General features: G+C 66.3%; 22 protein-coding genes and 1 tRNA gene. 12 read left to right on the top strand and 11 right to left on the bottom strand.

Annotation, left to right across the window (positions count from 1 at the left end):
* Positions 1-184: 184 nt before the first annotated feature.
* On the top strand, positions 185-2,473 hold the full coding sequence (locus BU124_RS03350) for a glycosyl hydrolase family 28-related protein (protein ID WP_084861038.1): 2,289 nt from the start codon (positions 185-187) through the stop codon (positions 2,471-2,473).
* 69 nt (positions 2,474-2,542) lie between these two features.
* On the opposite strand, the gene BU124_RS03345 is transcribed toward BU124_RS03350, so the two are convergent.
* The 3 genes from BU124_RS03345 to BU124_RS03335 form a co-directional block, all read right to left on the bottom strand.
* The gene (locus BU124_RS03345) at positions 2,543-2,758 is read right to left on the bottom strand and encodes a hypothetical protein (RefSeq protein ID WP_245831597.1); all 216 of its coding nucleotides are present in this window, start codon (positions 2,756-2,758) and stop codon (positions 2,543-2,545) included.
* A 136-nt stretch (positions 2,759-2,894) separates the two neighbouring features.
* Entirely contained in the window at positions 2,895-3,956 is a 1,062-nt protein-coding gene (locus BU124_RS03340; protein ID WP_084861036.1) for an ABC transporter ATP-binding protein, read from the bottom strand.
* Positions 3,957-3,977: 21 nt separating this feature from the next.
* Positions 3,978-4,769 (bottom strand): IclR family transcriptional regulator, encoded by a 792-nt coding sequence (locus BU124_RS03335; RefSeq protein ID WP_084861035.1) that lies wholly within the window; start codon positions 4,767-4,769, stop codon positions 3,978-3,980.
* A gap of 137 nt (positions 4,770-4,906) precedes the next feature.
* Between BU124_RS03335 and BU124_RS03330 the strand changes: the two genes are divergently transcribed.
* From BU124_RS03330 to BU124_RS03290, 9 genes are all read left to right on the top strand, one after another.
* A complete protein-coding gene (locus tag BU124_RS03330; protein ID WP_245831596.1) occupies positions 4,907-6,166 on the top strand; it encodes an ABC transporter substrate-binding protein in 1,260 nt (419 codons plus the stop codon).
* Between the two features lie 119 nt (positions 6,167-6,285).
* A complete protein-coding gene (locus BU124_RS03325; protein ID WP_084861034.1) occupies positions 6,286-7,212 on the top strand; it encodes a carbohydrate ABC transporter permease in 927 nt (308 codons plus the stop codon).
* 13 nt (positions 7,213-7,225) lie between these two features.
* On the top strand, positions 7,226-8,074 hold the full coding sequence (locus tag BU124_RS03320) for a carbohydrate ABC transporter permease (RefSeq protein ID WP_084861033.1): 849 nt from the start codon (positions 7,226-7,228) through the stop codon (positions 8,072-8,074).
* On the top strand, positions 8,071-9,414 hold the full coding sequence (melA, locus tag BU124_RS03315; RefSeq protein WP_084861032.1) for an alpha-glucosidase/alpha-galactosidase: 1,344 nt from the start codon (positions 8,071-8,073) through the stop codon (positions 9,412-9,414). The genes BU124_RS03320 and melA overlap by 4 nt, the downstream gene beginning before the upstream one ends.
* A 34-nt stretch (positions 9,415-9,448) precedes the next feature.
* A complete protein-coding gene (locus BU124_RS03310) occupies positions 9,449-11,164 on the top strand; it encodes an IlvD/Edd family dehydratase (RefSeq protein ID WP_084861031.1) in 1,716 nt (571 codons plus the stop codon).
* Positions 11,164-11,931 (top strand): SDR family NAD(P)-dependent oxidoreductase, encoded by a 768-nt coding sequence (locus BU124_RS03305; RefSeq protein ID WP_084861030.1) that lies wholly within the window; start codon positions 11,164-11,166, stop codon positions 11,929-11,931. Before BU124_RS03310 ends, BU124_RS03305 begins: the two co-directional genes overlap by 1 nt.
* Positions 11,932-11,951: 20 nt before the next feature.
* Positions 11,952-12,860, top strand: a complete 909-nt coding sequence (locus BU124_RS03300) for a 2-dehydro-3-deoxygalactonokinase (protein ID WP_084861218.1) — start codon at positions 11,952-11,954, stop codon at positions 12,858-12,860.
* Positions 12,857-13,462 carry a 2-dehydro-3-deoxy-6-phosphogalactonate aldolase gene (locus BU124_RS03295; protein WP_084861029.1) on the top strand — a complete coding sequence of 202 codons (606 nt, stop codon included), beginning with the start codon at positions 12,857-12,859 and terminating at the stop codon, positions 13,460-13,462. The genes BU124_RS03300 and BU124_RS03295 overlap by 4 nt, the downstream gene beginning before the upstream one ends.
* A 23-nt stretch (positions 13,463-13,485) precedes the next feature.
* On the top strand, positions 13,486-15,387 hold the full coding sequence (locus BU124_RS03290; RefSeq protein ID WP_084861217.1) for a beta-galactosidase: 1,902 nt from the start codon (positions 13,486-13,488) through the stop codon (positions 15,385-15,387).
* A gap of 105 nt (positions 15,388-15,492) precedes the next feature.
* Here the strand turns inward: BU124_RS03290 and BU124_RS03285 are convergent.
* Both BU124_RS03285 and BU124_RS03280 read right to left on the bottom strand, forming a co-directional pair.
* A tRNA-Ala gene (locus BU124_RS03285) sits at positions 15,493-15,568 on the bottom strand.
* Between the two features lie 98 nt (positions 15,569-15,666).
* Positions 15,667-15,996 (bottom strand): TIGR02300 family protein, encoded by a 330-nt coding sequence (locus BU124_RS03280; RefSeq protein WP_084861028.1) that lies wholly within the window; start codon positions 15,994-15,996, stop codon positions 15,667-15,669.
* Positions 15,997-16,105: 109 nt separating this feature from the next.
* Between BU124_RS03280 and BU124_RS03275 the strand changes: the two genes are divergently transcribed.
* Both BU124_RS03275 and BU124_RS03270 read left to right on the top strand, forming a co-directional pair.
* Positions 16,106-16,795, top strand: a complete 690-nt coding sequence (locus tag BU124_RS03275; protein WP_084861027.1) for a M48 family metallopeptidase — start codon at positions 16,106-16,108, stop codon at positions 16,793-16,795.
* Positions 16,796-16,851: 56 nt separating this feature from the next.
* Entirely contained in the window at positions 16,852-17,502 is a 651-nt protein-coding gene (locus BU124_RS03270; RefSeq protein WP_084861026.1) for a GntR family transcriptional regulator, read from the top strand.
* Here the strand turns inward: BU124_RS03270 and BU124_RS03265 are convergent, their stop codons facing one another.
* The 6 genes from BU124_RS03265 to odhB all read right to left on the bottom strand — a co-directional run bounded on the left by BU124_RS03265 (position 17,503) and on the right by odhB (position 22,918).
* Positions 17,503-18,351, bottom strand: a complete 849-nt coding sequence (locus tag BU124_RS03265; protein ID WP_084861025.1) for a TerB family tellurite resistance protein — start codon at positions 18,349-18,351, stop codon at positions 17,503-17,505.
* A gap of 151 nt (positions 18,352-18,502) precedes the next feature.
* Positions 18,503-19,891, bottom strand: coding sequence for a dihydrolipoyl dehydrogenase (gene lpdA, locus BU124_RS03260; protein ID WP_084861024.1), 1,389 nt, complete (start codon positions 19,889-19,891; stop codon positions 18,503-18,505).
* A gap of 40 nt (positions 19,892-19,931) precedes the next feature.
* Positions 19,932-20,321 carry an MAPEG family protein gene (locus BU124_RS03255; protein ID WP_084861023.1) on the bottom strand — a complete coding sequence of 130 codons (390 nt, stop codon included), beginning with the start codon at positions 20,319-20,321 and terminating at the stop codon, positions 19,932-19,934.
* Positions 20,318-20,632 carry a GIY-YIG nuclease family protein gene (locus BU124_RS03250; protein WP_084861022.1) on the bottom strand — a complete coding sequence of 105 codons (315 nt, stop codon included), beginning with the start codon at positions 20,630-20,632 and terminating at the stop codon, positions 20,318-20,320. Before BU124_RS03250 ends, BU124_RS03255 begins: the two co-directional genes overlap by 4 nt.
* Positions 20,633-20,714: 82 nt before the next feature.
* Positions 20,715-21,335: a hypothetical protein gene (locus tag BU124_RS14525; RefSeq protein WP_143529867.1), complete on the bottom strand. Its 621-nt coding sequence runs from the start codon at positions 21,333-21,335 to the stop codon at positions 20,715-20,717.
* A 68-nt stretch (positions 21,336-21,403) separates the two neighbouring features.
* Entirely contained in the window at positions 21,404-22,918 is a 1,515-nt protein-coding gene (gene odhB / locus BU124_RS03245; RefSeq protein ID WP_084861021.1) for a 2-oxoglutarate dehydrogenase complex dihydrolipoyllysine-residue succinyltransferase, read from the bottom strand.

The raw sequence follows: 22,918 nt of genomic DNA, 5'->3' as shown, positions 1-22,918 counted from the left end.
GCGACCTGTGAACGCGACAATAGTTTCTAGTGCATTAAGTGCAGAGCAACGGCGTATGACCGCCGGCGCGTTGCGTCGCCGGGGCTGACACCGTCACGGTGGGCCAAGCCCGCCTTTACGCCGCTGACCTACCCCTTTCGCCCAGACACTGGGTTCTGATCGGCGCGGCCGGGAAAGGGGAAACATGAACAAGGTGATTACCGACGGGCTGGTGCTGATGCCGCCGGCCTTTGCCGACGGGCTGGACGTCTGGTCGAGCGGGGACGGCACGCCGGGTTCGGACACATACGCCGGATCGGGCAGCGGCGTCTTCGTGCCAGCCGACCAGGACTTCGGCGGCTGCCTCGAGATCGCCAAGACCAACGCGGTGCAAAAGCTGCGCTACATGGGCGACACGCCGATCCTGCCCGGCTGCTACCTGCGCGTCACCGCGCGGGTAAAGGCCGTGTCGGGCGCGCTGCCCTCGGTGCGCATCGCCGGTTTCCCGCTCTGGCCCGACGGGTCGGTGCTGGGCGGCGTGACCAAGGCCGGCCCCGAGACCGCCCTGACCACCTACGGCGAGGTCGTAGAGATCAGCGCCATCGTCGGCACCGGCCCGCGCGGCGGGGTCGACATGGTCTGGTCCAAGGCCGGCTCGGCCCATATCGGGCTGGACCTGACCGGCCCGAACGGCGGGCTGGTGCGTGTCGACGACATCCGGGTCGAGGACGTCACCCGCGCCTTCCTGCGCGACATGATGGGTGTCGTCGACGTGCGTGACTACGGCGCCGTGGGCGACGGCGTGACCGACGACCGCGATGCCTTCGAGGCCGCCGACACACATGCCGACGGGCGCGAGGTGCTGGTCTCGGCCGGGACCTATTTCCTGGGCGACAATGTCACCATCCAGAACCAGATCCGGTTCGAGGGGACGGTCACGATGGCCGCCGAACACCGCCTGGTGTTCCAGAAGAACTTCGACTTTCCCACCTATGCCGATGCCTTCGGGAGCGAGGAACTGGCCTTCAAGAAGGCGTTTCAGGCGCTGCTGAACTTCTCGGACCACGAATCGCTGGACCTTGGCGGGCGGCGCATCAACCTGTCGGAACCGGTCGACGCCTTTGCGGCGGTGGTCAACAAGCCCGCCTTCGAGGTGCGCCGCGTGATCCGCAACGGTCAGCTGCAGCCCGACCCCGGCGCGGCCTGGGACACCGAGGTCGTCACCGCGCAGGCCAGCTATTCGATCAGCCGGGCGCGAACCTTGACCAAAGTCGCCAATGCCGCCGCGATCCCGGTGGGCGCGCTGGTCACCGGCAACGGCGTGGGCCGCGAGGTCTACGTCAAGGCGGTGGACGTGCCCGGCCAGGAGGTCACGCTGTCCTCGTCGCTGCATGACGCCGAAGGCACGCAGGAATTCACCTTCACCCGCTTCAAGTATCTGCTCGATTTCACGGGCTTCGAGCGGCTTTCGGCGCTGGAGCTCGAGGATATCGACTTTCACTGCAAGGGGATCGCCTCCTGCGTGATCCTGGCCCCCGATGGCCACTCGATGCGCGTGCGCGATTGCCAGTTAAACAAGCCCAAGGACCGCGCCATCACCAGCCCGGGCAAGGGCTGCACCGGGCTGGACATCTTCGGCTGCATCTTCAATTCGAACGAACAGTCCCTGCCGCTGACCCAGCGCACCAGCCTGTGTTTCAACATCAACCACAACGACGCGACGGTTCGGAACAACCGCGCGGCGCGGTTCCGGCACTTCGGGTTCCTTGGCGGCAACGGCAACCTGATCACCGGCAACCACTGGTTCATGGGCGACGACGAATCGCAAGGCGTGCGCCAGGCGGGGATCGTGCTGACCTCTCACAACAGCGTCTCGTCGATCACGGCGAACTACTGCGACAACAGTTTCATTGAGGTCACCAACGAACACGACGCCCACCCCGACGCGCAGAATGAATACACCTTCGGCGGGCTGACTATCACCGGCAACATCTTCGTATGTTCCGACGTGGCGCCCTGGTTCAGCTGGATCGTGTTCAAGCCCTACGGGCAGAACCATTCGATTCAGGGGCTGGCGGTCACCGGCAACGTGTTCCGCACCTACAGCGGCAACATCGACCGGGTCGAGCATATCGACACGACCTATGCCGACATGGACTTCAACACCATGCGCAACATCACCTTCACCGGCAATACCTTCAACGGTATCGACCAGCAGGTGCGCAACCCCTACAGCGACGTCCATGTCCAGCAGACCGCCGACAGTGTCTGGATCGTCGACACGGGAACGTTCCTGCCCTTCGGCGGCTGGACCCGCACGATCGAAAGCGTCGAGCCGGTCCAGGCGATCACCGATACCTCGGGTCAGCCGGTGTTCCACCAGCCCTATATCGACCCGGTCAACGGGTCCAACCGGCACGAATTCCGGGTGATCTGGCCCGAGCCGGTCAAGGGCAAGATCCGCTTCTGCGTGCGGATGGACAACCCGGCCTGAAACCTGCGCCCCGCAACGGAAAAGGCCCGCCGAGCGGCGGGCCTCTTTCGCGTCCGGCTGGCGGGCCGGTCAGATGTAGTAGAGATCCTTGAAGACGTGATGCGCAATGCGATCGCGGGCGATGCCCATCTCGGCCAGTTCGGCGTCGGACTTGGCCTGCAGCGCCTCGATCTGGCGGCGGCGTCCGGCGCGGCTGCCGTGGGCCTCGGCGGCGGTCCAGAAGGCGCGGGCGAGGCCGCGCAGGATGTCGCGCGGGCGCGGCGTTGAAAAGGATGTGTCGGTCATGTCGGCCATTGGAAACCTCCGTATGGCGTATGGTCAGGGTCCTCCCCCGAGCCATGACCTAGGCGATAACGGCCCCGCGCACCACGCATGTTAGCGCAATCGCGCTATGCGCTGAATGCAAGTCGCGGCCAATGCGTCAGCGCAGCCGCAAGCCGGTTTCGCCGTCGAAGAACATCGCGTCGGCGGTGTCGAAATCCAGCGTGACGGTGATGCCCTCGTCCATGGGATCGTTGTCGCGGCTTTCCACGATGATCTTCTCGCCGCCCGGCGGGATCAGGTAGTCGTAGGACACGCCGCCCAGCCGTTCGCGGATGTCGAGCCGGATGTCGCTTTCGCCCGGGGCGATCCGCAGGTGCTGCGGGCGCAGGCCGAGGTGCACCGGCTTGCCCTCGGGGGGCAGGGCGACCGGCGCCTCGACAAGGCGGTTGCCCAGCGACGGCACCCGCAGGCCGCCGCCCTCGACTGTGCCCTCGATGAAATTCATCGAGGGCGAGCCGATGAAACCGGCGACGAACCTGTTGTCGGGGTCCTCGTAGAGCTCCATCGGGCTGCCGACCTGCTCCACCCGTCCCGCGCGCAGCACGACGATCTTGTCGGCCAGCGTCATCGCCTCGACCTGATCGTGGGTGACATAGATCATCGTGGCGCCGATGTCCTTGTGCAGGCGCGCGATTTCCACGCGCATGTCCACGCGCAACTCGGCATCCAGGTTCGACAGCGGCTCGTCGAACAGGAAGACCTCGGGGCCGCGAACGATGGCGCGGCCGATCGCCACCCGCTGACGCTGGCCGCCGGACAGGGCCTTGGGCTTGCGGTCGAGATAGTCGTCCAGTTTCAGTATGCGGCTGGCCTCGGCCACCTTCTCGCGGATCTCGGCCTTGGGGTGGCCGGTCATGCGCAGGCCGAAGCCCATGTTCTCTTCGACCGACATGTGTGGATAAAGTGCGTATGTCTGAAAGACCATGGCCACCCCGCGGTCGGCCGCGTCCACGCGCGTCACGTCGCGCGTGCCGATGTTGATGACGCCGGAGGTCGTCTCTTCCAGCCCCGCGATCATGCGAAGCAGGGTGGACTTGCCACAGCCCGAGGGGCCGACGAAAACGCAGAACTCGCCATCCTCGACCGCGAGGTCGATGTCGTGGATCACTTGCGTGGCGCCGTATTTCTTGACGGCCTGGGTCAGGGTTACGCCTGTCATCGGGATCTCCTCCTTGCGCGGTCAGTCGGGAAACTGCCAGGTCTCGGCCGCCGCGGCGATCTGTTCGGCGGTCTCGGTCAGGGCCGGGCGCAGCTGGTCCAGCCCGTCCAGCGTGTTGCGTCGGGTCGCGGCGGTGATCGACAGCGCCCCCAGCACGCGCCCCGTAGACGAAAGGATCGGCGCGGCGATGCAGATGATGCCCGGTTCGTGCTCCTCGCGGTCGAAGGACACGCCCGCGGCGCGGATCGCGGCGAGTTCCTCGGTCAGGGCCTGCGGCGATGTCAGGGTCCTCGGCGTATGGGCAAAGAAGGACTGCATGTTCACCGCACGGGCGCGGTCGTCGGGCGGCAGGAAGGCCAGCATGGCCTTGCCCACTCCGGTGCAGTAGCCCGGGCCGATCTTCCCCGCCTCGGAGAACATATCTACGGGGCGGCGGGCGTTGCGCTTGTCCACGTAAAGTACCTGCCCCTGATCCATCTGCGCGAGGTGGATGGTCTCGCCCACCCGCTCGGAGAGCGCGTCCAGATAGGGCCGGGCGATGGGCGCGAGCGAGCTTTGCTGCCAGGCGGCATGGGCCAGCCGGACCAGGCGCAGCCCCGGGGCATAGGTCTGACGGGCCTCGTCGTAGATCAGCATGCCCTGGCTGGTGAGCGTCTGCAGCAGCCGGTAGAGCGTCGCCTTGGGATGATCGGACCCGGCCAGAAGCTCGGCAAAGCGGACGGGGCGTCCCGCCGCGGCGACGCGGTCCATCACGTCCAGCGCCTTGCCGACCGTGCCATCCGCATGCCCGCCCTGCGTTGTCTGCCGGTTCATCTGTGCCGATGTCCTCCCTCGCCCCGGCACAGACCGCCGGGTGTTGACTTTGATAACCCGAATCCCGCATAGTTTCAATAGTTGGAATACAGTTTCATTATATGGAACATCCGACGCTGCATCATGGGAGGACACCAATGCTCAAGAAACTCACTTCGGCAGCCGTCGCGCTGACGATGACCACCGGCCTTTCCGGCCCCGCCGTCGCGCAGGACCTCGACGGCACGCTTCGCATCATCTCTGACATGTCGAACCCGGCCCCGCGCGAGGTCATGGAGGGCCTCGCCGCCGACTTCGACGAGATGCACCCGAACCTGACGGTCGAGCTGGACATCGTCGACCGCGAGGCCTGGAAAAGCCAGATCCGCAATGCGCTGTCGGCCAACCCGCCGGACGTGGTCAACTGGTATGCCGCCAACCGGATGGAGCCCTATGTCGACTCGGGGCTGTTCATGGACATCACCGACTGGTGGGAGGCCGGCGATTTCGAGGGGCTCGAGTCCGTCAAGGGCGCGCTGACCATGAACGACAAGCAGTGGGGCGTGCCCTACACCTACTACCAGTGGGGCATGTATTACCGCGAGGACATCTTCAACGAGCTCGGCCTCGAAGAGCCCGAGACCTTCGAGCAGGAAATCGCCAACTGCGAGGTGATCCTGGAGTCCGGGCGCAAGTGCTATGCCATCGGCACCAAGTTCCTCTGGACCGCCGGCGGCTGGTTCGACTACCTGAACATGCGCACCAACGGCTTTGATCATCACATGGCCTTGGCCCGCGGCGAGCTGTCCTGGACCGAGAACGAGGGCGTTCGCCAGACCTTCGAGAACTGGCGCACCCTGATCGACATGGGCGCCTTCATCGACGACCACCAGACCTACAGCTGGCAGGAGGCGCTGCCCTTCATGGTCAACGGCGAGGCCACGTCCTATCTGATGGGCAACTTCGTGGTGCCGCAGCTGCGCGACGCCGGTCTGACCGATGACCAGATCGACTTCTACCAGTTCCCGGCGATCAATCCCGATGTCGAGATGGGTGAGGACGCCCCGACCGACACCTTCCACGTCGCCTCGGGCGCGCAGAACGTGGAGGCGGCCCGCGAATTCCTGAAATACGTGACCTCGGCCGAAGTGCAGACCGAGATCAACGGCCCCGGCGGCCTCGGTCAGCTGCCGATCAACGCCAACGCAAGCGTGGCGGATGACGAGTTCATTCAGCAGGGCTTCACCATGCTGTCGGAAAACGCCACCGGCGGAATCGCCCAGTTTTTCGACCGTGACTTCCCGGCCGAGATGGCCTCGATCGGCATGGAAGGGCTGCAGGAGTTCATGGTCTTCCCCGACAACCTGGACGACATCCTGGCCCGCATGGAAAACGCGCGCCAGCGCATCTACGACTGATGTGAGACCGGCCGGGGCCCCGCGCGGGGCCCCGTGCCACACGCACCCCATCCGCAAGCCCGCCCCGGGCTTTCGCATGTGTTGCCCGCGGCCCCAGCGCCGCAGCCGGAGGAGACGCCATGACCACCGCCCCCGAACCGCCGGCCCAGGGCTGGCTGCAACGCCACCGGATGATCATCACGCCGCTGATGTTCCTCTTGCCCGGCGTGGCGTTCTTCGCCGTCTACGTGATCTCGCCCATCTTCCAAAGCTTCTACATCTCGACATTCGAGTGGAACGGGCTGGGCAGCCTGTCCGAGCAGGGCGAATTCGTCGGCCTGCAGAATTACCGCGAACTGATGGCCGACCGGAACTTCGAGGTTTCGCTGTGGAACAACGTCAAATGGCTGGCGCTCTACCTGCTGGCGATCCCGGGCGGGCTGTTCATCGCGCTGTTCCTCAACCAGACCATCCGGGGCATCCGGCTCTACAAGTCGCTGTTCTTCTTTCCCTTCGTCATCAGCCAGGTCGTCGTCGGCCTTGTCTTTTCCTGGTTCTACCTGCCCAACGTCGGCCTGCTGAACGTGGTGCTGGGCTGGTTCGGCACCGAGGTGAACATCCTCGGCAACCCCGACCTTGCGACCTATGGCATCATCGCCGCCGGCCTCTGGCCGCAAACGGCCTATTGCATGATCCTCTACCTGACCGGGCTGAACGCGGTGGACCCCGAACAGATCGAGGCGGCGCGGCTGGACGGGGCCAAGGGGCCACGGATGCTCTGGCACGTGATCCTGCCGCAGCTTCGGCCCGCGACCTTCATCGCCTTCGTCGTCACGATCATCGGCGCGCTGCGCTCTTTCGACCTGATCTCGGTGATGACCAACGGCGGGCCTTTTGGGTCCACCCGCGTGCTGTCGTTCTACATGTTCGAGAAGGCGCTGTCGGAATACGGGTTCCGCATGGGCTACGGCTCGGCCATCGCGGTGATCCTGTTCCTGATCATGCTGATCTTCATCAGCTATTTCCTGTGGACGATGTGGCGCGACGAACGCGGCGCGCGGCACTGAAAGGGGCTTGCCGATGTTTCCGACACCCATCGAAAAGCGCTCCCGCGGGGCGCAGATCACCTATCAGTCGCTGGTGCCCATGGCGCTGATCCTCTGGCTGCTGCCCTTGCTGGCCGTGGCGCTGTTCTCGATCCGGCCGGGGGTGGATTTTTCAAACGGCAACTACTGGGGCATGCCCTCGTCCTTCGAGCTGTTCACCAACTACGGCAAGGTCTTCTTCGAGAGCGACATGCCGCGCTACCTGTGGAACTCGGTGCTGATCACCGTGCCCACCGTGATCGGCGCGGTGGCACTGTCGTGCATGACCGGTTTCGCGCTGGGCATCTACCGGTTCCGGGGCAACCTGCTGATCTTTTTCATGTTCATCGCGGGCAACTTCGTGCCCTTCCAGATCCTCATGGTGCCGGTGCGCGATCTGACGGTGGATGTGGGGCTTTACGACACCAAGATGGGGCTGGTGCTGTTCCACATCGCCTTCCAGACGGGGTTCTGCACGCTGTTCATGCGCAACTTCATCCGCGCGCTGCCCTACGAGCTGATCGAGGCCGCGCGGGTCGAGGGCGTCAAGGAATGGCGCATCTTCTGGTATATCGTGCTGCCGCTGATGAAGCCGGCCATCGCGGCGCTGTCGGTGCTGATCTTCACCTTCGTCTGGAACGACTATTTCTGGGCCGTCGTCCTGACCCAGGGGCCGGACGCGCAGCCCGTCACCGCCGGGATCACCAGTTTCAACAGCCAGTTCGTGGCGCAGTATCACCTGATGAGCGCGGGCAGCCTCGTCGCTGCCCTGCCGCCGGTGCTGATGTTCTTCCTGATGCAGCGCCATTTCATCGCCGGTCTGACACTGGGGGCCGTCAAATGACCAAACTTACCTTCATCGGGGCAGGATCCACGATTTTCATGCGCAATATCGTGGGCGACATGCTGCATTTCGAGGCGCTGCGTGACGCCGAGATCGCGCTGATGGATATCGACACCGCGCGGCTGGCCGAGTCCGAGCACCTGGCGCGGCGCATGATCGCAACCATGGGCACGGGCGCGACGGTGACCACCCATACCGACCAGCGCCGCGCGCTGGCGGGGGCCGATTTCGTCGTCACCGCCTTCCAGATCGGCGGCTACGACCCGGCCACGATCACCGATTTCGAGGTGCCCAAGGCCCACGGCCTGCGCCAGACCATCGCCGACACGCTGGGCGTGGGCGGCATCATGCGCGGCCTGCGCACGGTGCCGCACCTGTGGCAGGTTGCCGCGGACATGAGCGCCGTCTGCCCCGACGCGCTGCTGATGCAATACGTCAACCCCATGGCGATCAACACCTGGGCGCTGGCCGAAGCCTACCCGCATATCCGGCAGGTGGGGCTGTGCCATTCGGTGCAGAACACCGTGCAGGAACTGGCCCATGATCTCGACATGGCCGAGGGCGATCTCCGCTATCGGGTCGCCGGGGTGAACCACGTTGCCTTCTTCCTGCGGCTGGAGGATGCGACCGGTGCCTCGCTCTATCCCCGCTTGCGCGAGGGGTATCGCGCCGGGCGGCTGCCGAAACCGCCGCTGCTCATGCCGCGCTGCCCCAACACTGTGCGCTACGAGGTGATGGAGCATCTGGGCTATTTCTGCACTGAAAGCAGCGAACACCTGGCCGAATACGTGCCCTGGTTTATCAAGGCCGGCCGCGACGACCTGATCGAGACGTTCGGCATCCCGCTGGATGAATATCCCAAGCGCTGCGTCGAACAGGTGGCCGACTGGAAGGCTCAGGCGGCCGACCTGGCCCAACAGGCGAATATCGAGGTGCGCAAGAGCCATGAGTTTGCCGCCGAGTTGATGAACGCCGCGGTGACAGACCAGCCCTACACCGCCTACGGCAATCTGCCCAACCGCGGGCAGGTGCCGCAACTGCCCCCGGGCGCGGCGGTGGAAACGCCCTGCCTTGTGGACGCGAACGGCGTGCAGCCCTCGGTGGTGGCGGACATCCCGCCGCAACTGGTCGCGCTGATGCGGACCCAGGTCAACGTGCAGGAACTGACCGTCCGGGCGCTGCTGGACGAGGACCCCGAACACATCTACCACGCCGCCATGCTGGACCCGCACACCGCCGCCGACCTGGACCTGCGCCAGATCCGGGCGCTGGTGGATGACCTGCGGGCGGCCCATGGCGACTGGTTGCCCCGCTGGGCGCAAGTGAAGAAGGCGGCCTGAGGCCCCAATTTCCAACTGGAACGGACAGGACCACATGACCAAGAAACGCCGCAGCGCCGGATGGTATGGCAAGCTCGACCGCGACGGGTTCATCCACCGCAGCTGGATGAAGAACCAGGGCTTCCCGGATCACGCCTTCGACGGGCGGCCCGTGATCGGCATCTGCAACACTTGGTCGGAACTCACCCCCTGCAACAGCGGCCTGCGCGAACTGGCCGAGGGCGTGAAGCGCGGCGTCTGGGAGGCCGGCGGTTTCCCGGTCGAATTCCCGGTGATGAGCCTCGGCGAGACGCAGATGAAGCCCACGGCGATGCTCTTCCGCAACCTGCTGGCCATGGACGTCGAGGAATCGATCCGCGCCTATGGCATCGACGGGGTGGTCCTGCTGGGCGGCTGCGACAAGACCACGCCGGGCCAGTTGATGGGCGCGGCCAGCGTCGACCTGCCGTCGATCGTCGTCTCCTCGGGGCCGATGCTCAACGGCAAGTGGCAGGGCAAGGACATCGGCAGCGGCACGGATGTCTGGAAATTTTCCGAAGCCGTCCGCGCGGGCGAGATGACCCTGCAGGATTTCATGGCCGCCGAGAGCGGCATGTCGCGCTCCAAGGGGGTCTGCATGACCATGGGCACGGCCTCCACCATGGCGTCGCTGGTCGAGGCGATGGGCCTGTCGCTGCCCACCAATGCCGCGCTGCCGGCGGTGGATTCGCGGCGCATGGCGCTGGCGCATCTGACCGGCAAGCGGATCGTGGAAATGGTGGACGAGGATATCAAGCCCTCGGACGTGCTGACCAAGGCGGCGTTCCTCAACGCGGTGCTGGCCAATGCCGCCGTGGGCGGGTCCACCAATGCGGTGGTCCATCTGCTGGCGCTGGCCGGACGCGTGGGCGTTGACCTGATGCTTGAGGATTTCGAACAGGGCAGCGAGATCCCCTTGCTGGTCAACTGCATGCCCTCGGGGCAATACCTGATGGAGGATTTCTGCTATGCCGGCGGGGTCCCGGTGGTGCTGCGCGCGTTGGCCGAGCATGGGCACCTGAAGCGGGCGAAAACCGTGCTGGGCGGCGATATCGGCGCCTATGCCGACGGGGCCGAGTGCTACAACAACGACGTCATCCGGCCCTACGAGGCCCCCGTCAAACCCGCCGCCGGCTTGCGGGTGCTGCGCGGCAACCTCGCGCCAGAGGGGGCCATCGTGAAATCCTCGGCGGCCACGGATGCCCTGCTGGAACACGAGGGCGAGGCGTTCGTGTTTGAAAACATCGAGGACATGAAGGCCAATATCGACCGCGACGATCTGCCGGTAACGCCGGAGACGATCCTCGTGCTCAAGGGCTGCGGCCCGAAGGGCTATCCGGGCATGCCCGAGGTGGGCAACATGCCGATCCCGAAAAAGCTGGTCCAGCAGGGCGTGCGCGACATGATCCGCATCTCCGACGCGCGCATGTCGGGCACCGCCTATGGCACCGTCATCCTGCACGTCTCGCCCGAGGCGCAGGCCGGCGGCCCCCTGGTGCTGGTGCAGACGGGCGATCGCATCCGCGTCTCGGCCAGCACCGGCGCGCTGGAGCTTCTGGTCGACCCGGCCGAGCTGGACGCCCGCCGCGCCGCCTGGCAGCCCGACCTGCCCGATTACACCCGCGGCTACGCGAAACTCTACATCGACCACGTGCTGCAGGCCGACCGGGGCGCGGACCTGGACTTCCTCGTGGGCAAGGACACCCGCCCCGTCACAAGAGAGAGCCACTGATGACCACCGCCACCTTTCACGACCTCGACGGCGCCTCCGTCTTCATCACCGGTGGCGGCTCCGGCATCGGCGCGGCCCTGACCGAGGGGTTCCTGCGGCAGGGCGCGCGGGTCGCCTTCGTGGGCCGGTCGGACGCCACCGACTTTGTCGACCGGATGGCGGCCGAGACCGGCAACCGTCCGCTGTTCATCCAGTGCGACATCACCGATATCCCGGCGCTCAGGGCGGCGATGGAGCAGGCGGCCGCCGCGAACGGCCCCATCCGCGCGCTGGTCAACAACGCTGCCAACGATCAGCGCCACACCACGGATGAGGTGGACGAGGCCTTCTGGGACTGGATGATGGCGATCAACCTCAAGGCCTATTTCTTTGCCTGCCAGGCGGTCCTGCCGGGGATGAAGGCGCTGGGCGGCGGGTCCATCGTCAACTTCACCTCGATTAGCTACATGATGGGCAATTCGGGTTATCCGCTCTACACGACGGCCAATTCCGGCATCAACGGGCTGACCCGCAGCCTGGCGCGCGAGCATGGCCCTGATGGTGTCCGGGTGAACGCGCTGGCCCCCGGCTGGGTACTGACCGACAAGCAGCTGGAACTCTGGGCCGAGCCGGCGGCGCTGGCCGCGCACATGGACCGGCAGTGTCTCAAGGAACATCTCAAGCCGCAGGACATCGTTGAGGCCACGCTTTTCCTGGCCTCCCGGTCGAGCCGGATGATGACCGGTCAGGCCATGGCCGTGGACGGCGGCGTCGTGGTGACGGGGTAATGCGGGACGCGGAGGGTGACATGACACCGGACTGGCTGGCCGTGGACTGGGGCACCTCGCACCTGCGGGTCTGGCTGATGGGGCCGGGCGGCACGGTGCTGGACCAGCGCCGGTCCGACCGGGGCATGGGCAACCTCGCGCGCGGCCAGTTCGAACCGGCGCTGCTGGCGTTGGTCGAGGATGCCTTGCCCGCGGGTGGCCCCCTGCCGGTGATCGTCTGCGGCATGGCCGGCTCGCGGCAGGGCTGGGCCGAGGCGCCGTATGCCACCGTGCCCTGCGCGCCGCCCTCGATCACTGCGGCGGTCGCGGTGGAAACCGCCGATCCGCGCCTGACCGTCTTCATCGTGCCGGGGATCAAGCAGGTCGCGCCGCCGGACGTGATGCGCGGCGAGGAAACCCAAATCGCCGGGTTTCTGGCCGACACCCCTGGTTTCGACGGGGTGCTCTGCCTGCCGGGTACGCACACGAAATGGGCGCACATCAGCGCCGGCGAGGTCGTCAGTTTCCGCACCTTCATGACGGGCGAAGTCTTCGCGCTGCTCGAACAGGCCTCGGTGCTGCGCCATTCGGTGACGGGCGGCGACTGGGTCGACGCGGCCTTTGCCGCCGCCGTCGAGGATGCCATCTCGCGCCCGGCCACCGTCGCGGCCGAGCTGTTCTCGATCCGGGCGGGCGCGCTGCTCGAGGGCACCGGGGCGGGGGCGTCGCGCGCGCGGTTGTCGGGCCTGTTGATCGGCCTGGAACTGGCCGGGGCGCGGCCCTACTGGCTGGGCCAGGACATCCGCGTGGTCGGCGCGGGCGGGATCGCCGGGGCCTATCACGCCGCCCTTTCCGCCCAGGGCGCGAGCGTGGCCACCGTCGCGGGCGAGGGCATGGCCCTGCGGGGGCTGCGCGCCGCGCATGACCGCCTGCGCGAGGCGGCGCAATGACCCGGCACATCATCGCCATCCTGCGCGGGGTGCAGCCGCACGAGGCCATCGCCATCACCGAGGCCCTGATCGCGGCCGGTATCACCCGCATCGAGGTGCCGCTGAACTCGCCCGACCCCTACGACAGCGTCGCGCGCATGATCGCCCATGCCGGCGACAGCGCGACGATCGGGGCGGGCACGGTGCTGGACACCGACGCGGTGGCGCGGCTGGCCGGGATCGGCGCGGGCATGGTCGTCTCGCCAGATACGAACGCGGATGTCATCGCCGCGACCAAGGCCCATGGCATGGCGTCCTTTCCCGGGGTCTTTACCGCGACCGAGTGCTTCACCGCCCTGCGCCACGGCGCCGACGGGCTGAAGTTCTTTCCGGCCTTCAAGCTGGGGCTGGACGGGTTCAAGGCCCTGTCGGCCGTCCTGCCGCCCACAGTTGCGACATACGCGGTGGGCGGGGTCGGCCCGGCCGATTTCGCCGACTGGCGCGCCGCCGGGATCACCGGCTTCGGGCTGGGCACGAGCCTCTACAAGCCGGGATTTGATGCCGCCCGCGTGGCCGATCTGGCGGCCGCGGCCGTCGCCGCTTACGACGCAACCCTTTCCTGAAACCCGACATGCCCGAGGCCCCGATGCAGCGCACGCTTGGCACCTGTTATTACCCGGAACACTGGCCCGAAGAGGTCTGGGAAGAGGACGCCGCGCGCATGGCCGCCGCCGGGCTGACCTGGGTGCGCATCGGCGAGTTCGCCTGGGCCCGGATCGAGCCCGCGCCGGGCGATCTGCGCTGGGACTGGCTGGACCGCGCCATCGCGGTCCTGGGGCAAGCGGGGCTGAAAGTGGTGCTGGGCACGCCCACCGCGACGCCGCCGCGCTGGGTGGTGGACAAGCACCCCGACATGCTGGCCGTCGATGCGCAGGGCCACCCGCGCAAGTTCGGTTCGCGCCGGCATTACTGTTTCAGCCACGCGGGCTATCTTGAGGAATGCCGCCGGATCGTCACGCTCATGGCCGACCGCTATGGCCGCAATCCCTACGTCGCGGCCTGGCAAACGGACAACGAATACGGCTGTCACGACACCATCCTGTCCTATTCCCAAGCCGCGCGGGCGGCCTTTCGCGACTGGCTGGCGCAACGGTACCAGTCGGTGCAGGCGCTCAACCGCGCCTGGGGCAATGTCTTCTGGTCGATGGACTATGCCCGTTTCGATGACGTGGACCTCCCCAATCTGACCGTGACGGAACCGAACCCCTCGCATGTGCTGGACTTCCGGCGGTTCAGCTCTGACCAGGTGGTGCGGTTCAACCGCGCGCAGGCCGAGATCATCCGCGCCCGGTCCGACGCGCCCATCGCGCATAACTACATGGGCCGGGTCACGGATTTCGACCACTACGCGGTGGGCGATGATCTGGATATCGCCTCCTGGGATAGCTACCCGCTGGGCTTTCTGGAAAACGTCGTCGGGGCCGGGGACTCGCACAAGCGCCGCTACACCCGCCAGGGCGACCCGGATTTCCAGGCCTTTCACCATGATCTGTACCGCGCCGTGGGGCGCGGGCGCTGGTGGGTGATGGAACAGCAGCCCGGCCCGGTGAACTGGGCACCCTACAACCCCGCGCCGCTGCCGGGCATGGTGCGGCTCTGGACGTGGGAGGCCTTTGCGCACGGGGCCGAGGCGGTCTGCTATTTCCGCTGGCGCCAGGCACCGTTCGCGCAGGAACAGATGCACGCGGGCCTGCTGCGCCCCGACAGCGCCGAGGCCCCCGCGATGGACGAGGCCCGGCAGGTCGCCGCCGAGATCACCGAGGCGCCCCAGGTGCAGCCCGCGCAGGCGCCCGTGGCGCTGATCTTCGACTACGAGGCCGACTGGGCCTGGGACGTGCAGCCGCATGGCGCGGGGCTTTCGTATTTCGGGCTGGTGTTCGAGGGTTACCGCGCGCTGCGCCGGGCCGGGCTGTCGGTGGACATCGTCCGCCCCGAGGCCGCGGCACTGACGGGCTACCGGGCGATTTTGGCGCCCGGTCTGATGATCCTGCCCAATGATCTGAAGGCGGCGCTGTTGGAAACCGAGGCGCAGGTGGTGCTCGGCCCCCGCGCCGCGGCGCGCACCCGCGACATGGCCATCCCCGCCGCGCTGCCGCCGGACCTGCCCGGGATCGATCTGAAAGTGACCCGCGTCGAGTCGATGCGCCCCGACATGCCCGTGCCGCTAGCCGGGGGCGGGGCCGTCACCGGCTACCTCGACGAGATCGCGGGCGCGGGCGAGACCGAGCTTGAAACGGAAACCGGCCAGCCGGTGGCGCGGCGCTTCGGGGTGCTGACTTATCTGGCGGGCTGGCTGGACGGGCCGGGGTTCGACCGGCTGGTGGCCGATCTGGCCGACCGCGCCGGGCTGACGTTGCGCCCCATGCCCGAGGGTGTGCGCATCCGCGACACGGGCACCGAGCGGTTCTGGTTCAACTACACCGACGCCACGGTCACGACCGACGCCGGAGACCTGCCGCCCGCCGGGGTCCTGCGTCAGCCGCTGTGAGCGGCTCCGTGTCGGAACGCGGGGGTAGTGCCCCTGCAGGGTGTAAGAGAACGCGCAGGGCGAACACGCCCGTCGCCCGGCTATCATGCTGACATTGAAAGAGAATGGTGGAGCCTAGGGGGATCGAACCCCTGACCTCTTGCATGCCATGCAAGCGCTCTCCCAGCTGAGCTAAGGCCCCATCAGTGTCATTGCCCTGCGGCAACGTCGTGGTCTCTACGCACGGGCGCGGAGGAGATCAAGCGAAAATTCCGGCCCGCGCCGGATTCTCTGGTGGCGTCAGGTGTCCTCGCCCGGTGCGGCCACGTCGGTCAGATCGTCGAGCGAGACATCGTCGTCGTCGTCATCTTCCAGAACGTCGTCGCCAAGGTTGGCCTCGGACTCTTCCCCGCTGTCGTCGAGGACGATTTCCTCGTCATCCGAACTCTTCTCGTCGGTCTTTTTCGACTGGGCGTCCGCGGCATCGGCGACCATGGTGCGGGTCTTGCCCGTCTCGACCTGGACCACCTCGCCCGTGTAGGGGCTGACGATGGGATCGGCGTTCAGGTCGTAGAACCGTTTGCCGGTGGTCGGGCAAACCCGTTTGATTCCCCATTCTTCCTTGGGCATCGTTGTTTCCTCTGTGCGAAATGGCAGCACTTGGCGTGATCGTCGCCACCTGCCATAAGCGTTTTGGCGTGTCAAAGACTAACACGCGGGCATATCCTGAAGGGCGCGTATGGGCCGTCTGGTCGTTGAAGGCAACCCTCCGATTGAGGTTGATATCCGGCGCACCGCGCGGGCGCGGCGGCTGACGCTGCGGGTGTCGCGGCTGGACGGGCGCGCCACCCTGACGCTCCCCGCGCGCGTGCCCGAACGCGAGGCCCGCGCCTTCGTGCAGGACCGGTCGGGCTGGCTGCGCGCACAACTGGCCAGCGTCGTCCCCGAACAGCGACCCGCCTTCGGCCAGACGCTGCCCTTCCGCGGGGGCCGGGTGACGCTTGTGCCCGGCGCGCGGCGCGGCGTGCGGCTCGACGGCGACCGCCTGCTGGCCCCGCCAGAGGCGGACCGGCTGGGCCCGCGGCTGGCGGGCTTTCTAAAGACCCAGGCCCGCGAGGTGTTGGTCGCCGCCTGTGACCGGCACGCGGCTGTACTGGGCCGGCCCCATGGCCGGATCACGCTGCGCGACACGCGCTCGCGCTGGGGGTCCTGCTCGGCGCGCGGGGACCTGATGTTTTCCTGGCGGTTGATCATGGCCCCCACGGCGGTGCTGGATTATGTCGCCGCGCACGAGGTGGCGCACCTGTCGCACATGGACCACTCCCCGGCCTTCTGGGCCGCAGTGACGCGGCTGTTTCCCGACCACGCCGGCCCGCGCCGGTGGCTGCGCGAAGAGGGCACCGCGCTGCATCGCATCCGCTTTGACTGATCACGCGCAAGCAGGCCCGAGATTGACGGCGCGTCGTTTCGTGATCACAAAGAGCCATGCTTATTCATTCCAAGGCCACGGAACCCACCGGTGCTGCCCATGACCGGGTTTACAGGGCTCTGCGGCTGCGCATCCTGCACGGCGAGATTCACCCGGGCCAGCACCTGACGCTGCGCGGCATCGGCAAGGACTTCGGTGTCTCGATGACCCCCGCGCGCGAGGCGGTGCGCCGTCTCGTGGCCGAGGGCGCGCTGTCGCTGTCCTCGTCGGGGCGGGTCTTCACCCCCGAGCTGTCGAACGAACGCATCGAGGAACTGGCCGCCCTGCGCGCCCTTCTGGAGCCGGAACTGGCCAGCCGGGCGCTGCCACGCGCGCATCTGACACTGATCGAGCGGCTGGAAGAGATCAATGGCCGGGTCCGGCAGATGATCGCCCGGCACGATGCCAGCGGCTATATCCGCCTGAACCTGGAATTCCATCGCACGCTCTATTTGCGCTCTCAGGCCCCGGCGATGCTGGCCATCACCGAAACCGTCTGGCTGCAGCTGGGGCCGACCATGTCCAAGCTCTATGGCCAGTTGCGACGGACCGAGCCGCCCCGTAATCACAAGCTGATCCTGGCCGCCCTCAAGGCCGGCGACGAACCCGGCCTGCGTCTGGCGGTGCGTAGCGACGCCACGCAGGGATTGCGGATGCTGAAGGTATGATCAGGCGGCCTTGGTGCCAGGTGTCATGGTCGCTGCGATCCGTGCCAGCGCATCGCGAAAGTCCGCCCCGCCGATGCGCAGCCGGTGCGCGATCTTGCTGATCTGCTGGTAGGCGCTGGGATGAATCCGGCCATCGGCCACGGCAACACGCAGCGCCGATTCCATCACGATCCGGCATTCGTCCTCGCTCAGGCCGTCGCCAAGCGCGTCGATATCGCCGATATGGGATTGCACCTGGTAGATCATGTCGCGCACCCGGGTCGGCGGGTAGCTGCGCCCGGTCAGGCCGGTCAGGACAACGGCGATGTGCGCGACCTCGCGGTCGTCAACGTCCCCGTCCGATATCGCCACATGGGACATCGCCGCCAGCGCGTTGATCGCGAGGCTGTCCGAAATCCGGCGGCGGCCACGTTCCAGGCGGCCGTGGATCAACCAGGCCAGGATGGCGAAAAACAATACCCCGGCTAGGACAATCGGCCCGGCATGGCCCGCGACGAGCCTCTGCGGCGTCATCCGTGGCGTGGCCGGCAGGTCGGCCGGCAGCGCCCCGGCCGCCTGGGCCTGGTCGAAGGCTGTGGGTGATAACGGCCGATACGCGGTGCCGGTGCAGTCTTCCTCGGACAGGGCATAGGACGTGATCTTGGAGCGGACCGGGATCGAGGCCACGGTCAGGGACTCGACAAGGTGGCACAGGGCGAAGGTGCCGCCCGATGCGGTGGGTATTCCAGTGTCGGACAGCCGAAAAAGCTCTTGCCGCCACATCCCGCCGCTCGACTCGGCCTTGGCGGGGGGCGCGATCGAGAGGGTCAACACAAGGGCAAGGGCAAGTCGGGCAAGAACCTGTTGCATCGGATCGATCCTGCTGTGGCGTTGATCTGATCCGAGGTTGGCACGTCTTTGGGGCAGGTTTTCGACAGCGCCGCGGCGATTTGCGGCCGGCGACGAAAAAAGGGCCCCGGCGGGATGCGGGGCCCTCTCTTGTAGATGGTCCGGCGCCGGATCAGCTGTGGATCGGGCCGTCGCCGCAGGCCAGGGCGGCCTCGCGCACCGCCTCGGAATAGGTCGGGTGAGCGTGGCTGGTCCGCGCCAGATCCTCGGCCGCGGCGCCGAATTCCATGGCCACGCAGACCTCGTGGATCAGGTCGCCCGCCGCCGGGCCGATGATGTGACAGCCCAGGATGCGGTCGGTTTCCTTGTCGGCCAGGATCTTGACGAACCCGTCACCGGCGAAATTCGCCTTGGCCCGCCCGTTGCCCATGAAGGAGAACTTGCCGACCTTGTAGGCGCGGCCGGCCTCCTTGAGCTGTTCCTCGGTCTGGCCGACGTTGGCGACCTCGGGGTGGGTGTAGATCACGCCCGGCACCAGGTTGTAATCGACGTGCCCGGCCTGGCCGGCCAGGGTCTCGGCAAGGGCCATGCCGTCGTCCTCGGCCTTGTGGGCCAGCATCGGCCCGGTAATCGCGTCGCCGATGGCATAAACGCCCGGCACGTTGGTGGCGAAATTCGCGTCGGTCTTGACCTGGCCGCGATCGGTCATCTCGACGCCCAGCGACTCCAGCCCCAGCCCGTCGGTGTAGGGCTTGCGGCCGGTGGCGACCAGCACCGTGTCGGCGTCCAGCACATGCTCGCTGTCGTCCTTGCGCAGCTTGTAGGTCACCTTGGCCTTGGTCTTGAGCGTCTCGACCCCCTGAACGGCGGCCCCCATCACAAACGTCATGCCCTGTTTTTTCAGCAGTTTCTGGAACCCTTTCTGCACCTCGCCGTCCATGCCGGGCGTGATCGCGTCGAGGTATTCGATCACCGTCACCTCGGCGCCGAGGCGCTGGTAGACGCTGCCCAGTTCCAGCCCGATGATGCCGGCGCCGATCACGACCAGCTTCTTGGGCGGTTTCTTGAGTGACAGCGCCCCGGTCGAGGAGACGACGGTGTCCTCGTCGATCTCGACGCCGGGCAGGCTGGCCACGTCGGACCCGCTGGCGATGATGATGTGCTTGGCCTCGTGGGTGTCGTTGCCGACCTTGACCTTGCCGGCCTCGGGGATCGAGCCCCAGCCCTTGAGCCAGTCGATCTTGTTCTTCTTGAACAGGTATTCGATGCCTTGCGTGTTCTGGCCGATGGTCTTGTCCTTGTAGGCCATCATCTGTGTCCAGTCGACCGAGGGGCTTTTGCCCTTCAGGCCCATCTCGGTGAAATTGTGCTCGGCCTCGTGCAGCATGTGCGTGGCGTGCAGCAGCGCCTTGGAGGGGATGCAGCCCACGTTCAGGCAGGTGCCGCCCAGCGTCTCGCGCCCCTCGACAACGGCCGTTTTCAGGCCCAGTTGCGCGCAGCGGATCGCACAGACATAGCCGCCGGGGCCGGAGCCGATGATGATGACGTCATAGGATGCCATGAGGGGTGTTCCTTCGTTATGGGTGCGGGCCGGCCCGCGATCAGATCAAGGCTGCCAGAAGCAGGGCCATGGTGGCAAGAAACCCGACGCCCCAGATCAGGCTGCGCCAGGGCACCCAACCCAGCAGGTAGGCGGGCACGTAAAGGGCGCGGGCCACCAGGTAGACCCAGGCGCAAGCGGCGGTGACCGTGCCGGTTTTGTCAGTAAGGGTTATCACCAGAACGGCGGGGGTAAAGAGGGCAAGACTCTCGAAATGGTTATTCAGCGCACGCTGCGCGCGGCCGGCCGTGCCGGTCAGGTCGCGCCCCTCGTCGCGGGGCGAGGCGGCGTAATCGGTGCCCACCTGTTTCTGCGCGAGGGCCGAGTAGAGCACGAACTGCGCGGCCTGCAGCAGAACAGCGAGGGTGAGGACGAGGAGTTCGGGGGTCATTGGGGTCTCTCTTGCGTCATCGTCGGACTTGCTCCGACGATCTCTGGCCAAAGGTCCCGCCACGCGGCATTGGACGACCCGATCAGCCCCACTTTCCACGCACGTTTCCAACGCTTGAGGGATTTTTCACGCTGAATGGCCGTCGCCGGTGCGGCGTGCTGTTCGAACCAGACAAGGCGTTCAAGGTTATACCGATCCGTAAAGCCCTCGACCGCGTGTGTCCGATGTTCGTGGACACGGCGGATCAGATCATTCGTGACGCCGATGTATGGTGTTCCGTAAGGTTTGTTCGTCATCATGTACACGAACATGGGGGGAGCAGGGATGCATGAGACCCTCGGGTCAAGCCCGAGGGTGACGGGGAAAGGAAGGCGCGTTCGGGGGTCATATCCACTAATCGGATTTCGGTCCGGAAATGCTTTTGGGTGGTGAAGGCAGGAGTGGCGTGGCCGGATCATTTGGAAGCGAAAGCGAGGTATCCTTACCTTCGTTTGCCTCAATCTGCTGACCCAGAATTCTTTGAATCGTCGCAATTGCCTGTGGAGCATCGGCAAGAAATGCTGTTGTGCAGCATACTCCTGCTGCAACTAGAGCAAGGGTCCTCATGGATCTGCCTAGATCAATCTGCCCACGACGTATTTCTGCTTCTAGGGCCTCTAAGAGCTGAATAAGCTTCTCATAGTTCCGAATGCTATCCTTGTTCTCCCAGATGTGGCTTCGGAGGCTTGCTGTCTGCTCAAGCAACTCCGCCTGCACAGCCGACGACAGCATTGTGGAAGAGTGACCCTCCCAAGCTGATTTCAATGATAGTTCGGTTGCCAATCCCCCAACTTGCGCTCGGAAGAGTGAGAATTCCTCCGATATATTGGCAGGTGCCGGTGGCGATAGTTCTCCGACCTGCAGCGTCTTAGCGGCAGCTGAAAGCGTATGTGCATATTGCATCATATCTTGAACAGTCACGCCTATATCCAGGTCCTCGGCGTGGTCCAGACGGTCTTCAAGCTTGTCGCGCAAAGCTAGCCACTGAGCCTTCGGTTCGGTGGGTAGATCTTCAAAATCCCCCGCATTTAACCGCGCCAAAGTCACAAATCCATCAGCAGCCGCCGCGGGTCTTCCAGCGCTTCCTTGACGCGGACCAGGAAGGTCACGGCGCCCTTGCCGTCGACGATGCGGTGGTCGTAGGACAGCGCCAGGTACATCATCGGGCGGATTTCCACCTGGCCCTTCACGGCCATGGGCCGGTCCTGGATCTTGTGCATCCCGAGGATACCCGACTGCGGCGGGTTCAGGATGGGCGAGGACATGAGCGACCCGTAGACCCCGCCGTTGGAGATGGTGAAGGACCCGCCCTGCATGTCGGCCATGCCCAGCTTGCCGTCGCGGGCCTGGGTGCCCAGGTCGGCGATCTCCTGTTCGATGGCGGCAAAGCTTTTCAGGTGCGCGTCGCGCAGCACCGGCACCACCAGACCGTTGGGCGTGCCCACGGCCACGCCCATGTGCACGTAGTCCTTGTAGACGACGTGATCGCCGTCGATCTCGGCATTGACGTCGGGCACCTCGCGCAGGGCATGGCAGCAGGCCTTCACGAAGAACGACATGAAGCCCAGCTTCACGCCGTGCTTCTTGAGGAACAGGTCCTTGTATTCGTTGCGCAGGTCCATGACGGGGCCCATGTCGGCCTCGTTGTAGGTGGTCAGCATCGCCGCGGTGTCCTGCGCCTCTTTCAGGCGGCGGGCGATGGTCTTGCGCAGGCGGGTCATCTTGACCCGTTCCTCGCGGCTGGCGTCGTCGGCGGGCACCGGCGCGCGGGCGGGGGCCTTGGCCGCCGGGGCGGTTTCGGCCGCCTCGGGCTTGGGCTCGGACAGGGCCTTGAGCACGTCCTCTTTCATGACCCGGCCATCGCGGCCGGTGCCTTTGACGTCGGACACATCGTTCTCGGCCATCAGTTTCTTGGCGCTGGGGGCGTCCTCGACATCCTTGCCGGTGCTGTCCGGTGCGGCCGCGGCCGGGGCCGGCTTTTCGGCGGCGCTCTCGGCCGGGGCGGCCTCGCCACTGGTGGACATCACGGCCAGCTTGCCGCCGGCCTCGACGGTGCTGCCTTCCTCGGCCAGAACCTGCGACAGGACACCGGCCGCCGGGGCGGGCACTTCGACCGAGACCTTGTCGGTCTCCAACTCGCAGAGCATCTCGTCGGCGGCGAAAGCCTCGCCCGGTTTCTTGAACCAGGTCGAGACGGTCGCCTCGGTCACGCTCTCGCCCAGCGTGGGCACCATGACATCCATGCTGTCCCCACCCGTCGCGGCGTCGGATGCCTTTGGCGCGTCGTCGGCCTTGGCGGCCGGCGTGTCCGCCGGTTTGGCACCGCCTTCGCCGATCTGGGCCAGCAGGGCATCCACGCCCACCGTCTCGCCTTCGGCGGCGACGATCTCGGACAGGGTGCCGGCCGCTGGGGCGGGCACCTCGACCGTGACCTTGTCGGTCTCAAGCTCGCAGAGCATCTCGTCGGCGGCGACGCTGTCGCCGGGTTTCTTGAACCATGTGGCCACCGTGGCTTCGGTGACGCTTTCGCCCAAGGTCGGGACACGGACTTCGGTCAT

The organism is Salibaculum halophilum, assembly GCF_002094885.1.
GTDB classification, from domain to species: domain Bacteria; phylum Pseudomonadota; class Alphaproteobacteria; order Rhodobacterales; family Rhodobacteraceae; genus Salibaculum; species Salibaculum halophilum.
Note: the sequence above shows the minus strand (reverse complement) of the source record. Positions and strands in the feature narration are given on the sequence as shown.

Coding starts and splice junctions, on each gene's coding strand:
- BU124_RS03350 (WP_084861038.1), top strand. CDS start 185: ATGAACAAGGTGATTACCGACGGGCTGGTGCTGATGCCGCCGGCCTTT.
- BU124_RS03275 (WP_084861027.1), top strand. CDS start 16,106: ATGGGCCGTCTGGTCGTTGAAGGCAACCCTCCGATTGAGGTTGATATC.
- BU124_RS03250 (WP_084861022.1), bottom strand. CDS start 20,632: ATGTTCGTGTACATGATGACGAACAAACCTTACGGAACACCATACATC.
- BU124_RS03305 (WP_084861030.1), top strand. CDS start 11,164: ATGACCACCGCCACCTTTCACGACCTCGACGGCGCCTCCGTCTTCATC.
- BU124_RS03270 (WP_084861026.1), top strand. CDS start 16,852: ATGCTTATTCATTCCAAGGCCACGGAACCCACCGGTGCTGCCCATGAC.
- BU124_RS03330 (WP_245831596.1), top strand. CDS start 4,907: ATGCTCAAGAAACTCACTTCGGCAGCCGTCGCGCTGACGATGACCACC.
- melA (WP_084861032.1), top strand. CDS start 8,071: ATGACCAAACTTACCTTCATCGGGGCAGGATCCACGATTTTCATGCGC.
- lpdA (WP_084861024.1), bottom strand. CDS start 19,891: ATGGCATCCTATGACGTCATCATCATCGGCTCCGGCCCCGGCGGCTAT.
- BU124_RS03265 (WP_084861025.1), bottom strand. CDS start 18,351: ATGCAACAGGTTCTTGCCCGACTTGCCCTTGCCCTTGTGTTGACCCTC.
- BU124_RS03280 (WP_084861028.1), bottom strand. CDS start 15,996: ATGCCCAAGGAAGAATGGGGAATCAAACGGGTTTGCCCGACCACCGGC.
- BU124_RS03335 (WP_084861035.1), bottom strand. CDS start 4,769: ATGAACCGGCAGACAACGCAGGGCGGGCATGCGGATGGCACGGTCGGC.
- BU124_RS03255 (WP_084861023.1), bottom strand. CDS start 20,321: ATGACCCCCGAACTCCTCGTCCTCACCCTCGCTGTTCTGCTGCAGGCC.
- BU124_RS03290 (WP_084861217.1), top strand. CDS start 13,486: ATGCAGCGCACGCTTGGCACCTGTTATTACCCGGAACACTGGCCCGAA.
- odhB (WP_084861021.1), bottom strand. CDS start 22,918: ATGACCGAAGTCCGTGTCCCGACCTTGGGCGAAAGCGTCACCGAAGCC.
- BU124_RS03310 (WP_084861031.1), top strand. CDS start 9,449: ATGACCAAGAAACGCCGCAGCGCCGGATGGTATGGCAAGCTCGACCGC.
- BU124_RS03300 (WP_084861218.1), top strand. CDS start 11,952: ATGACACCGGACTGGCTGGCCGTGGACTGGGGCACCTCGCACCTGCGG.
- BU124_RS03340 (WP_084861036.1), bottom strand. CDS start 3,956: ATGACAGGCGTAACCCTGACCCAGGCCGTCAAGAAATACGGCGCCACG.
- BU124_RS03295 (WP_084861029.1), top strand. CDS start 12,857: ATGACCCGGCACATCATCGCCATCCTGCGCGGGGTGCAGCCGCACGAG.
- BU124_RS03345 (WP_245831597.1), bottom strand. CDS start 2,758: ATGACCGACACATCCTTTTCAACGCCGCGCCCGCGCGACATCCTGCGC.
- BU124_RS03325 (WP_084861034.1), top strand. CDS start 6,286: ATGACCACCGCCCCCGAACCGCCGGCCCAGGGCTGGCTGCAACGCCAC.
- BU124_RS03320 (WP_084861033.1), top strand. CDS start 7,226: ATGTTTCCGACACCCATCGAAAAGCGCTCCCGCGGGGCGCAGATCACC.